Genomic DNA, 11,274 nt, shown 5'->3' with positions numbered 1-11,274 from the left:
CGACGGTCCCGCCCTCCGCGCGGACCACCCCGCGTGCCGTCCCCAGCCAGTACCTGCCGGAGCTGGCTGAAGATGTCCTGCCACTCACGGACCCGTAGGTAGTTGAGGTACTCGGCCTTGCACATCCGCCGGAACGCGCTCGACGAGAGAGCCTTCTGCTGCTCCCGCAGGTACCGCCAGAGGTTGAGCAGCGCGGCGAAGTCCGACTCCTTGTCGGCGAACCGGGCGTGCGCCTGGTCGGCCTGGGCCTGCTTCTCCACCGGGCGTTCCCGGGGATCCTGGATGGAGAGCGCCGAGGCGATCACCATCACCTCGGTGGCGCAGCCGTTCGCCTCCCCCTCCAGCACCATCCGGGCCAGCCGGGGGTCGACCGGGAGCTGGGCCAGCCGGCGGCCGAGCGGGGTGAGTCGTCGGGACAGGTCCGCCCCGGTCTGGTCCAGCGCGCCCAACTCGTGCAGCAGGTTGACGCCGTCGGCGACGGTCCGTCGGTCCGGCGGGTCGATGAACGGGAACGCCGCGATGTCGCCCAGCCCGATCGCGGTCATCTGGAGGATGACCGAGGCCAGGTTGGTACGCAGGATCTCCGGGTCGGTGAACTCCGGCCGGGACAGGAAGTCCTGCTCGTCGTAGAGCCGGATGCAGATGCCGTCCGAGGTGCGACCGCAGCGGCCCTTTCGCTGGTTGGCCGACGCCTGGGAGACCGGCTCGATGGGCAGCCGCTGTACCTTGAGCCGCTGGCTGTACCGGGAGATCCGGGCGAAACCCGGGTCGACCACGTACTTGATGCCGGGCACGGTCAGCGACGTCTCCGCCACGTTGGTGGCCAGGACCACCCGACGCCCGCCGTGCGGGGCGAACACCCGGTGCTGCTCGGCGGTGGAGAGCCGGGCGTACAGCGGCAGGATCTCGGTGTGCCGCAGCAGTGGTTTCTTCTCCACCAGCTTGGCCAGCGCGTCGGCGGTGTCCCGGATCTCCCGTTCCCCGCTGAGGAAGACCAGGATGTCCCCCGGCCCTTCGGCGGCCAGTTCCTCGACCGCGTCGCCGATCGCCTGGATCTGGTCCCGGACGGTGTCGGTGTCCTCGCCGCCCCTGCCGCCCTCGTCCACGTCACCGTCGGAGTCGTCGGCCGCCTCGATCAGCGGCCGGTACCGCACCTCGACCGGGTACGTCCGCCCCGAGACCTCGACCACCGGTGCCGGCTCGGCGTCGCCGAAGTGCCGGGCGAACCGCTCCGGGTCGATGGTCGCCGAGGTGATGACCACCTTCAGGTCGGGGCGGCGGGGGAGCAGCTGCTTGAGGTACCCGAGAATGAAGTCGATGTTGAGGCTGCGCTCGTGTGCCTCGTCGATGATCAACGTGTCGTACTGCCGGAGCATCCGGTCGTTCTGCAACTCGGCCAGCAGGATGCCGTCGGTCATCAGCTTGACCAGGCTCCGGTCGCCGACCTGGTCGGTGAAGCGGACCTTGTAACCGACCACGTCACCCAGCTCGGTGCCGAGTTCGCTGGCGATCCGGTCGGCGACGGTCCGGGCGGCCAATCGGCGCGGCTGGGTGTGCCCGATCAGTCCCTGGATCCCCCGACCCAGCTCCAGGCAGATCTTCGGCAGCTGGGTGGTCTTGCCCGAGCCGGTCTCCCCGGCCACGATCACCACCTGGTGGTCCCGGATCGCGGCGGCGATGTCCTCGGCGCGCTCGCTGACCGGCAGGCCGACCGGATAGGTGATCTTCGGCACGGCGGCTCGGCGGGCGGCGAGCCGCTGCTCGGCGGCGGTCACCTCGGCGGCGATCTCCGCCAGCACGGCGTCCCGCCTGGCGGCGTCCGGGACCGAGCGCACGCCGTCCAGCCGGCGCTGGATCCGCCGCTGGTCGCGGAAGATCAGGTCGGGCAGGCGGCGGCGCAGCTCGCGGAGGGTGGCGGGCGCGGCGGGAGCGGGCGACGGTGTGTGCATAACGTCGCCAAGGATAGGCACCCCGCCCCGGCACCGCTCCCGGGTTATCCGCCCACGCGGCTCCCGGACGGCCCGCCCCGTTGCAGATCTTGGTGGCAAAAGTACCCGCCAGGGGCCGTTCGCCACCAAGATCACACGGGCCTACAGTGGACCCATGCAGGACACCGACCGCGCGCTGGTCCAGGCCGCCAGCGCGGTGGCCCGGCTGCGCTGCCGCAGCGCCCGACACACCGTGGCGGCAGCCGCCCTCACCAGCGACGGACGGGTCGTCACCGGGGTCAACGTCCGGCACGACGGCGGTGCGGTCTGCGCCGAACTGGTGGTGCTGGGTACCGCCGCCACCCAGGGCGCGGGCGCGCTGGCCACCATCGTGGCCGTGGCCGACCGGGGCCGGAGCATCCCCCCGCCCTGCGCCGACTGCCGTCGGGTACTGCTCGACGCCTTCCCGGACATCCGGGTGATCGTCGGCACCGGTACCGGCACCGAGCCCACCGTGCTCCCGTTGGCCGACCTGCCCACCGGCACACCCTGAGCCCGGCCGGGCAGGTGACCGGTGCCCGGACGGTCAGTCGCCGGAGGCGACCTCCAGCATCGACCGGGGTACCGGCACGTCCTCGAACCGGAGGTTGCCCTCCGGCACCATCCAGGTCATCACCTGCACCGCCAGCCGGCCGGCGCGTACCGCCGGGTCGTTGTGGTACAGCTCCCGGGCCATCGCCGGGTCCACCGACAGGACGACGAGGCCGCGTAGCCGCTCGTCGTCACCGCCGAGGAACGGACCGGCGGCGATGACGTGACCCTGCTCCACCAGCCCTGCCTGGTGGGCCAGGTGGGCGTCCTGGAGTCGGGCCGCCGCCTCCTCGGGCAGCTCCGGCGCGTCCGGCGGGCGGACCAGCAGCACCACGGTGTGGTGGTCGAAGCGCATGGGCCCAGCCTATGGTCCTTTCCGCCCGTCCCGACCAGGGTTCACGCAACCGGCCCGCCACCCGGAGCGGGTGGCGGGCCGGTCGGACGGAGGAGCAGCCGCCGTCAGGCGGCGGTGGTCAGGCGCCGGTGGCGGAACAGGTCGGACGGTGGTCAGGCGGCGGTGGCCGCGCGGGTCAGGCGGCGGTCGCCCAGATGGCCCGGAAGGCGGCGGCCTCCCCGGCCAGCCAGCTCTCGACCTGGTCGGGCTTGACGCCGTCCGGGGTACGGTGTGCCTCGCCCCGTCGGACGTCGACCAGTACCGGCTGGGCGTGCGGCAGGATGTGGTCGGTGTGGGCGGCCATCAGGTGCAGGGTGGCCAGCCGGGCCTCCTCGCTCGGCGGGGCCTCGTCGAAGTACAGCCGGACCGCCTCGACCCGGCCGTCGGCGTACCGGACACCGAAGTGCGGGTTGATCTTGACGGGTAGGTCGCCGAGCATGGCCAGCGCGTCCCGGGTACGGACCAGGTCGACCCCGGCCGGGTCGCCCAGGGAGTGCAGGTACGCCGTGGCGCCCGGCACCAGCGCCTGGTAGAGCGGGCGCCAGCGCTCCTTGACCAGGTCGGCGACGCCCGCCAGGTGGGTGCCGCCGGTGTGGAACGCGATGTCGGTCTTGAGCGCCTTGACGAACTGGCCGTGCGGGTTGAAGCCGGAACGGGACGTCCGCTGCTTGCGCAGCCCACCGACGAAGCTGGCCTTGGTGGGGCCGGTGCGGTCGACGTAGCGGGTGAAACCGAGGAGCGTGGCGTACGGCGTCGGCGCGGTTGAGGTGGGCGTGGACACTGGCGTCCTCCCAGGTCAAGAACCGGATTAGTACATACATTCTAATCGACGGAGGCCGCTTCGCCCAGCGAAAGTGGCCCCCTGTGGACAGCAAAAAACGGGGGCGTGGACCGACCGGTCCACGCCCTGTTCGTCGTACCCGCTAGAGCTGCCCCACCGCGGTGATCCGGACCACCGCCTCGCCGGCCGCGTCCGACGCGGCCAGGTCGATCTCGGCGCTGATCCCCCAGTCGTGGTCGCCCTCCGGGTCGTCCAGGATCTGCCGGACCGTCCACCGCTCCCGGCCCTGGTCGATCATCAGCAGCGCCGGCCCCCGGGCGTCCGGCCCGGTGCCGATCACGTCGTACAGCGCGAAGTACCCGTCGAGCGCGTCGGCCCAGGCGTCCGCGTCCCAGCCGGCGGCGGCATCCAACTCGCCCAGCTCCGACCAGCGGCGCAGCGCCGCCAGCTCCACCCGGCGGAACAGCGCGTTGCGCACCAGCACCCGGAACGCGCGCACGTTGCGGGTGACCGCCGGGGGGCGTTCGTCGACCACGCTCGGGGTCGCCTCGGCGGTCGGGTTGCGCAGCCGCTCCCACTCGTCGATCAGACTGGAGTCGACCTGGCGGACCAGTTCGCCCAGCCACTCGATCAGGTCGACCAACTCCTCGGTCTTGGCATCCTCGGGGACCGTCTGCCGCAGCGTCTTGTACGCGTCCGCGAGGTAGCGCAGCACCAGCCCTTCGGACCGGGACAGCCCGTAGAACTGCACGTACTCGGTGAACGTCATGGCGCGCTCGTACATGTCCCGGACCACGGACTTGGGCGACAGCTCGTGGTCGGCGACCCACGGATGCCCCTGCCGGTACATCTCGTACGCCGCCTCCAGCAGCTCCGCCAGCGGCTTCGGCCAGGTCACCTCGTCGAGCAGTTCGAGCCGGGCCTCGTACTCGATGCCCTCGGCCTTCATCGCGGCGACCGCCTCGCCCCGGGCCTTGAACTGCTGCGCGGAGAGGATCTGCCGGGGGTTGTCGAGGATCGACTCGACCACCGACAGCACGTCCAGGGCGTACGACGGGGACGCCACGTCGAGCAGCTCGATCGCGGCCAGCGCGAGCGGGGAGAGCGGCTGGTTGAGCGCGAAGTCGAACTGGAGGTCGACGGTGAGGCGTACCCGTCGCCCCTGCTCGTCCGGCTCGTCGAGCTGCTCCACCACACCCCCGGCCCGCAGCGCCCGGTAGATCGCGACGGCCCGGCGGATGTGCCGCCGCTGGGCGGGCCGGTCCTCGTGGTTGTCGGTGAGCAGATGCCGCATCGCGGCGAACGCGTCCCCCGGCCGGCCGATCACGTTCAGCAGCATCGCGTGGCTGACCTGGAAGCTGGAGGTCAACGGCTCCGGCTCGGCCTCCACCAGCCGGTCGAAGGTCGGCTTCCCCCAGCCGATCGACCCCTCCGGCGGCTTCTTGCGGACCACCTTGCGCCGCTTCTTGGGGTCGTCGCCCGCCTTGGCCAGCGCCTTCTCGTTGTCGATAACGTGCTCGGGGGCCTGCACCACCACCCGGCCGAGGGTGTCGAAGCCTGCGCGGCCGGCCCGCCCGGCGATCTGGTGGAACTCGCGTGCCTTGAGCAGCCGGGTCCGCACCCCGTCGTACTTCGACAGCCCGGTGAACAGCACGGTGCGGATCGGCACGTTGATCCCCACGCCCAGCGTGTCGGTACCGCAGATGACCTTGAGCAGCCCGGCCTGGGCCAGGGTCTCCACCAGCCGGCGGTACTTCGGCAGCAGGCCGGCGTGGTGCACCCCGATGCCGTGCCGGACCAGCCGGGACAGGGTCTTGCCGAAGCCCGAGGTGAACCGGAAGTTGCCGATCGCCTCGGCGATCAGGTCCTTCTCGGCGCGGGTGCAGACGTTGACGCTCATCAGCGCCTGGGCCCGTTCCAGGGCCGCCGCCTGGGTGAAGTGCACCACGTAGACCGGAGCCTGCTTGGTGCTGAGCAGCTCCTCCAGGGTCTCGTGCAACGGCGTCATCGCGTACGAGAAGAGCAGCGGGACCGGCCGCTCGGCCGAGCGGACCACGGCGGTCGACCGGCCGGTACGCCGGCTCAGGTCGTCGACGAACCGGGTGGTGTCGCCGAGCGTCGCGGACATCAGGACGAACTGCGCCTGCGGCAGCTCGATCAGCGGTACCTGCCAGGCCCAGCCCCGGTCCGGTTCGGCGTAGAAGTGGAACTCGTCCATCACCACCTGGCCGACGTCCGCCCGGTCGCCCTCGCGCAGCGCGATGTTGGCCAGGATCTCGGCGGTGCAGCAGATGATCGGCGCGTCCTCGTTGACGCTCGCATCGCCGGTCAGCATGCCCACGTTCGACGCGCCGAAGATCTCGCACAGGGCGAAGAACTTCTCCGACACCAGCGCCTTGATCGGCGCGGTGTAGAAGGTGGTCCGGTCGTCGGCGAGCGCGGCGAAGTGGGCAGCCGTGGCGACCAGGCTCTTCCCCGAGCCGGTCGGCGTATTCATGATCACGTTGGCGCCGGAGACGATCTCGATCAGCGCCTCGTCCTGGTGGGGGTAGAGGGTGAGGCCGCGCCCGGTCGCCCAGCCGGTGAACGCGTCGTAGAGGGCATCGGGGTCGGCGCTGCCCGGCAGCGCGGCGGTGAGCGTCATAGCCGGTCCATCGTGCCTGGGGCATGGTGCGCGACGCCAGTCGGGGTGTTAAGCGGGGGCCCTTCCTCTACCGAATGCGTTAACCGGGGGCCCTTCCTTACGAACATCAGGTCGAAGACGGGGCGGCCGGCGAGCAGCGCCCGCCGCTCGAACTTGGTCACCGGTCGGTGCGCCGGCCGGGGCGCGTACCCGTCGACGGTGTTGGTCAACTCGGGGTCGGCGGCCAGCGTGTCGTGCATCGCCGAGGCGTACTCGGCCCAGTCCGTCGCGCAGTGCAGGGTGCCGCCCGGGGTCAGCCGGGAGCGCAGCAGCGCCACGTGCGCCGGCTGGATCAGCCGACGCTTGTGGTGGCGTGCCTTCGGCCACGGGTCGGGGAAGAACACGTGCACCGCGTCCAGCGACCCGGCCGGCAGCAGGTACCGGACCAGGTCCAGTGCGTCGCCCCGGGCGATCCGGACGTTGCCCAGCCCGTGTCGTTCCACCAGGGACAGCAGGTTGGCGATTCCCGGGGTGTGCACCTCCACCGCGAGATAATCTCGGTTCGGGTCGGCGGCGGCCATCGTGACGGTCGCGTCGCCCATCCCGGAACCGATCTCCAGGACCACCGGCGCCCGCCGGCCGAAGAGCGTGGCCAGGTCGAGCGGTGGGGTGTCCGGGCCGGCGGCCTCCGGGACGACCACTCCGAGCGTGGGCCAGAGCCGGTCGAGCGCGTCCCGCTGACGCTCGCCGAGCCGGCCGCGCCGGGGGTGGAAGGTGCGGATCCGGGCCGGTGTCCGGTCGGCGACATGCTGGTCAGGGGTCACAGGGAGACGAGCGTACGCGAACCCCGGGCGTGCCGACGGGTGATGGGGTGAGGAGATGGGGTGGATGCGGTACCGGATCACGGCAGGTGTGGCGTTGACCGTGCTCGCCGCCCTGGCCACCCTGCTGGGGGCGGCGCCGGCCTGGGCGGGTCAGGTGTTCGTGCACGTCACCCCGTCCACCGTGCCGGCCGGTGAGCACGTCAAGATCACGGCGAGCTGCCGGGACAACTGGTCTTCGGCCAAGGTCGAGTCGCCCGCCTTCGGCACGGTCACCCTGCACCCCCGGGACGGGTTGCTCACCGCCTCCGTCGAGGTGCCGAAACACACCCGGCCCGGGGAGTACCGGGTCAAACTGAGCTGCCCGGACCACCGATCGGCGACGACGAGTCTGCACGTCGTGGAGTCCGGGCACCCGAAGCACGGCCCGGCCACCGGGTTCGGTGGCGGCGCCGGTGCCGGCGGTGACGTCGTACCCGGCAACTGGCTGCTCACCGGTGGCCTCGCCGCCGTCGTCGCCGGAGTGGTCCTCGCCGGAGCTGCGGTGCGCAACCGACGCGCCGCAGGCGCACGCTGAGGGCGTGCCGACGCGGCGCGGGACGGAGGGGACACCGATGGTCACGGACGCACCGCCGACCACGCCGGAGGTCCGCCGGGCCGGAGCGCGGGAGCGGACCTGGACGATGCCGGTCGCGGTCCTGCTGGTCCTGGCCGGGATCTTCGCCACCGGCGCCGGGCTCGGCCGGGCGGCCAGCGGACCGTGGGACCGGCTCGCCGCCGCCGGCCGGGACGCCGGTACGGCCACGACGGGAGAATCGAGCCGACCGGTGAGCCTGCGGATCGACGCGATCGGGGTGACCGCGGCGGTGCACCCGGTCGGCCTGGCCCCGGACGGCTCGATCGCGGTACCGGCCCTGGAACGGCACCGGGAGACCGGCTGGTACGACCGGGGCCCGAGCCCCGGCCAGGACGGGCCGGCGATCATCGTCGGTCACTCGGACACCCGGGACGGGCCCTCGGTCTTCTTCGACCTGCGGCAGGTGCGTCCGGGCGCCCGGATCGAGGTGACCCGGGCGGACCGGTCGGTGGTGGCGTTCCGGGTCGACTCGGTGGAGCGCTTCGACAAGCAGCAGCTCCCCGCCGACCGGGTCTACGGCGACTACCGTCGACCCGGCCTGCGTCTGATCACCTGCGGTGGCCGGTGGGTCGGCGGCAGCATCGGGTACGCCGACAACATCGTGGTCTTCGCCTCCCTGGCCGACGCACGGGAGCCCTGACCCGGCTCCGGCCGGGTCACCGGCGACCGCCGGCCCGTGTCCGCCGACCGGCCGACCCGGCGACCGTCCCGCCGTGACCGGTCACCGGTCGGTGGTGACCTCCTGGGCCACCTCGAACTCCAGCAGCGTTGCCCCGGTGGCCACCGGCTTGCGCGGGGCCTCGCCCTCGGCGCCGGCGTGCGCGCTGCGGGCCGGCCCGGCCGCCCACGCCTGGTAAGCCTCCTCGCTCTCCCACCGGGTGTACACGAAGTAGCGGCTCTCCCCGCCGACCGGCCGGAGCAGCTCGAAGCCGAGGAAGCCGGGGGAGTTGCGGACCGACTCGCCCCGGGCGGCGAACCGCCGCTCCAACTCCGGGCCGGCACCCGGCGGGACCTCGATCGCGTTGATCTTCACGACTGCCATGACTCCACCATAGGCGTCACAGCCCCTCGACGGTCGGTACCGGCTCGGCGTCGACCACGATCGGCGCGTGGTCGGACGGTCCCTTGCCCTTGCGGGCCTCCCGGTCGACGTAGGCCGAACGCACCGTGCCGGCGAACGACTCGGTGGCGTAGACCAGGTCGATCCGCATGCCCTTGTTCTGATGGAACATCCCCGCCCGGTAGTCCCAGTAGGTGAACGGGTGCGGACCCTTCATCGGGGTCGGCACGATGTCGGTCAGGCCCAGGTCACGCAGTTCCGCCAGGGCCTGCCGCTCGGCCGGCGTGACGTGCGTCGAGGTGGCGAAGAGCGCCGGGTCCCAGACGTCGGTGTCGGTCGGTGCCACGTTGAAGTCACCGCAGACCGCCAGCGGCAGGCCGGAGCGCAGCTCCCCGACCAGCGCGTCCCGCAACGCGGCGAGCCAGGCCAGCTTGTACGCGTAGTGCGGGTCGTCCGGGGTCCGGCCGTTCGGCACGTACACCGACCAGACCCGCAGCCCGGCGCAGGTCGCCGAGATGGCCCGCGCCTCCGGCTCGGGGAACCCCGGTTCACCCGGGAACCCGACCACCACGTCGGCCAGCCCGACCCGGGACAGCACCGCCACCCCGTTCCAGCGGCCGTCGCTGTGACTGGCCACGGTGTAGCCCAGCGCGCCGACCTCGTCGACCGGGAACGCACCGTCCGGGCACTTCGTCTCCTGGAGGCAGACCACGTCGGGTGCCGTGGCCGCCAGCCAGTCCAGCAGGCGGGGGAGACGGGCCTTCACCGAGTTGACGTTCCAGGTCGCCAGGCGCATGCCCCAAGCCTGCCGCATCCGGTACCGGCCCGCCGGACAGCGACCCGGGGTGTCGCCGGTCGGGTGCCACCCTCCGGTCGGAACGTGTCGCCGGTCGGGTGCCGCCTTCCGCAGCGGACGGGAGGCGGCACCCGGGGCGTCCACCGTCAGGTGCCGGAGTTCTCCCCACCGGGGCGCTGCTGCTCGGCCAGGAACCGTTCCAGCTCGGCACCGAGTTCGTCGGCGGTCGGCAACGGGCCGGTCGCGCCGGACAGCAGGTTCCGCTCGCCCCGGCCCCGGGCGAACGCGTCGTACTGCTCCTCCAACGCCCGGACCAGCGCGGAGGCGTCGTCGGTCTGGGCCACCTGCCGGTCGATGTCCACCCGGACCACCTCGGCGGCGGCCCGCAACCCGTCGCTGGGCAGCAGCAGGCCGGTGCTGCGCGACACCGACGCCAGGAGGGTCTCGGCGGCGGCCGGGTACTCGGTCTGGGCGACGTAGTGCGGGACGTGCACGGCGAAACCGAGCGCGTCCCGGCCCTGCTCGCCGAGCCGGTACTCCAGCAGGTGACCGGCGCTGCCGGGGACCTGGACCCGTTGCAGCCACGGCTCGTACCCGCTGATCAGCTCGGGGCGGGTGGCGTGCGCGGTCACCCCGGTCGGCCGGGTGTGCGGTACGGCCATCGGGATGGCGTTCAGCCCCACGGTCAGCCGTACCCCGAGCCGCTCGGTCAGCGCCGACACCGCCGCCACGAACCGCTCCCACTGGAGGTCCGGCTCGGGGCCGGCGAGCAGCAGGAACGGCGTACCCGCGTCGTCGTGCAGCAGGTCGATGCGCAGCTCGGGCCGTTCGTAGTCCTCCCAGTGGTCGGCCACGAAGATCATCGGCGGGCGGCGCGAGCGGTAGTCGAGCAACTGGTCGATGTCGAAGGTCACCACCGGCTGCGCGGTGAGGTTCGTGAGCAGGTGCTCCCGGGCGAGACGGGTGGCGTTGCCGGCATCGACGAAACCGGTCAGCGCCTGGATCAGCACCGGCTGACCCAGGTCGGGCAGGTCGTCGGTGAGCTGGTAGAGCCCGTGTGGATCGAGCACCGGTCCGGACCTCCTCAGGGTGTGCGTACGGGCCGCCGGATGATGGGCCGCCGTAGGGTGAACCATCCGTCATCCTGGTGCATTCCATCCGGTTCGGCGGACGGGCCTGGTGTTGTTCCGACATCATCGACGATCTGCGTGTCCCGTCCGCATTTCACCGGGTTACCAACGTGTTGCCGGTTTGTCGAGGGGCCGGGGCGGTCGGCACCATTGGCTCACCCCGACGGTCCGGTTCCACCCGTCCCGCCCCAGACCGGCCCTACGCCACCGTGGCGGGTACGGGTGTGGCACTTGACCCGACCGGGTACAAGTCTTGGCATACCCGACGTGAGGAGAGCTTCGATGCCGACACTGGCGCAGCGGATCAGCACCTTCCTGCGGTCGCCGCAGGGCCGGCAACTCGTCGAGCGGGGCCGCCGCGAACTGGCCAAGCCGTCCACCCAGCAGAAGCTGCGGGGCGTGCTCAGCCGCCTGTCCCGCCGCCGCTGACCGGCGACGTAGCCGTCCGCCACCTCGACGACCCGGCATCCGACCACCCCTACCCAGACCACGGGAGCGATCTGTGACCGACCC

General features: G+C 72.2%; 11 protein-coding genes and 1 pseudogene. 4 read left to right on the top strand and 8 right to left on the bottom strand.

Going from position 1 to position 11,274, the window contains the following annotated elements; all coding sequences use genetic code 11:
* A partial coding sequence (gene hrpA, locus GSF22_RS23690; RefSeq protein WP_208815940.1) for an ATP-dependent RNA helicase HrpA occupies positions 1-1,949 on the bottom strand: 1,949 nt, incomplete at its 3' end.
* A gap of 154 nt (positions 1,950-2,103) precedes the next feature.
* Here hrpA and GSF22_RS23685 point away from each other — a divergent pair.
* On the top strand, positions 2,104-2,481 hold the full coding sequence (locus tag GSF22_RS23685) for a cytidine deaminase family protein (protein ID WP_208815939.1): 378 nt from the start codon (positions 2,104-2,106) through the stop codon (positions 2,479-2,481).
* Between the two features lie 33 nt (positions 2,482-2,514).
* Here the strand turns inward: GSF22_RS23685 and GSF22_RS23680 are convergent, their stop codons facing one another.
* The 4 genes and pseudogenes from GSF22_RS23680 to trmB all read right to left on the bottom strand — a co-directional run.
* Positions 2,515-2,874 (bottom strand): YciI family protein, encoded by a 360-nt coding sequence (locus GSF22_RS23680; protein ID WP_208815938.1) that lies wholly within the window; start codon positions 2,872-2,874, stop codon positions 2,515-2,517.
* A gap of 175 nt (positions 2,875-3,049) precedes the next feature.
* Positions 3,050-3,694, bottom strand: a complete 645-nt coding sequence (locus tag GSF22_RS23675; RefSeq protein ID WP_208815937.1) for a hypothetical protein — start codon at positions 3,692-3,694, stop codon at positions 3,050-3,052.
* 142 nt (positions 3,695-3,836) lie between these two features.
* Positions 3,837-6,338: a DEAD/DEAH box helicase gene (locus tag GSF22_RS23670; protein ID WP_208815936.1), complete on the bottom strand. Its 2,502-nt coding sequence runs from the start codon at positions 6,336-6,338 to the stop codon at positions 3,837-3,839.
* A gap of 95 nt (positions 6,339-6,433) precedes the next feature.
* Positions 6,434-7,141 (bottom strand): annotated as a pseudogene (gene trmB, locus GSF22_RS23665) (tRNA (guanosine(46)-N7)-methyltransferase TrmB); the annotation flags it as partial.
* A 64-nt stretch (positions 7,142-7,205) separates the two neighbouring features.
* Between trmB and GSF22_RS23660 the strand changes: the two are divergent.
* Both GSF22_RS23660 and GSF22_RS23655 read left to right on the top strand, forming a co-directional pair.
* A complete protein-coding gene (locus GSF22_RS23660; protein WP_208815934.1) occupies positions 7,206-7,715 on the top strand; it encodes a hypothetical protein in 510 nt (169 codons plus the stop codon).
* A gap of 37 nt (positions 7,716-7,752) precedes the next feature.
* Positions 7,753-8,415 carry a class F sortase gene (locus tag GSF22_RS23655; protein WP_208815933.1) on the top strand — a complete coding sequence of 221 codons (663 nt, stop codon included), beginning with the start codon at positions 7,753-7,755 and terminating at the stop codon, positions 8,413-8,415.
* Between the two features lie 81 nt (positions 8,416-8,496).
* On the opposite strand, the gene GSF22_RS23650 is transcribed toward GSF22_RS23655, so the two are convergent.
* The 3 genes from GSF22_RS23650 to GSF22_RS23640 form a co-directional block, all read right to left on the bottom strand.
* On the bottom strand, positions 8,497-8,817 hold the full coding sequence (locus GSF22_RS23650; RefSeq protein ID WP_208815932.1) for an antibiotic biosynthesis monooxygenase family protein: 321 nt from the start codon (positions 8,815-8,817) through the stop codon (positions 8,497-8,499).
* A gap of 16 nt (positions 8,818-8,833) precedes the next feature.
* Positions 8,834-9,631 carry an exodeoxyribonuclease III gene (locus GSF22_RS23645; RefSeq protein ID WP_208815931.1) on the bottom strand — a complete coding sequence of 266 codons (798 nt, stop codon included), beginning with the start codon at positions 9,629-9,631 and terminating at the stop codon, positions 8,834-8,836.
* A 146-nt stretch (positions 9,632-9,777) separates the two neighbouring features.
* A complete protein-coding gene (locus tag GSF22_RS23640) occupies positions 9,778-10,701 on the bottom strand; it encodes a proteasome assembly chaperone family protein (protein WP_208815930.1) in 924 nt (307 codons plus the stop codon).
* Between the two features lie 342 nt (positions 10,702-11,043).
* On the opposite strand from GSF22_RS23640, the gene GSF22_RS23635 reads away from it, so the two are divergent.
* Complete coding sequence (locus GSF22_RS23635; RefSeq protein ID WP_208815929.1) at positions 11,044-11,190, top strand: hypothetical protein; 147 nt, start codon at positions 11,044-11,046, stop codon at positions 11,188-11,190.
* Positions 11,191-11,274: the final 84 nt, after the last annotated feature.

This window comes from Micromonospora echinofusca (genome assembly GCF_017614955.1).
Taxonomy (GTDB): domain Bacteria; phylum Actinomycetota; class Actinomycetes; order Mycobacteriales; family Micromonosporaceae; genus Micromonospora; species Micromonospora echinofusca_A.
The sequence above is the reverse complement of the archived record's forward strand: the minus strand, read 5'-3'. Positions and strand labels throughout refer to the sequence as shown.

Excerpts from the sequence above, each read along its gene's own strand:
- GSF22_RS23685 (WP_208815939.1), top strand. The coding sequence starts at position 2,104 with ATGCAGGACACCGACCGCGCGCTGGTCCAGGCCGCCAGCGCGGTGGCC.
- GSF22_RS23680 (WP_208815938.1), bottom strand. The coding sequence starts at position 2,874 with ATGCGCTTCGACCACCACACCGTGGTGCTGCTGGTCCGCCCGCCGGAC.
- GSF22_RS23670 (WP_208815936.1), bottom strand. The coding sequence starts at position 6,338 with ATGACGCTCACCGCCGCGCTGCCGGGCAGCGCCGACCCCGATGCCCTC.
- GSF22_RS23660 (WP_208815934.1), top strand. The coding sequence starts at position 7,206 with ATGCGGTACCGGATCACGGCAGGTGTGGCGTTGACCGTGCTCGCCGCC.
- GSF22_RS23655 (WP_208815933.1), top strand. The coding sequence starts at position 7,753 with ATGGTCACGGACGCACCGCCGACCACGCCGGAGGTCCGCCGGGCCGGA.
- GSF22_RS23650 (WP_208815932.1), bottom strand. The coding sequence starts at position 8,817 with ATGGCAGTCGTGAAGATCAACGCGATCGAGGTCCCGCCGGGTGCCGGC.
- GSF22_RS23645 (WP_208815931.1), bottom strand. The coding sequence starts at position 9,631 with ATGCGCCTGGCGACCTGGAACGTCAACTCGGTGAAGGCCCGTCTCCCC.
- GSF22_RS23635 (WP_208815929.1), top strand. The coding sequence starts at position 11,044 with ATGCCGACACTGGCGCAGCGGATCAGCACCTTCCTGCGGTCGCCGCAG.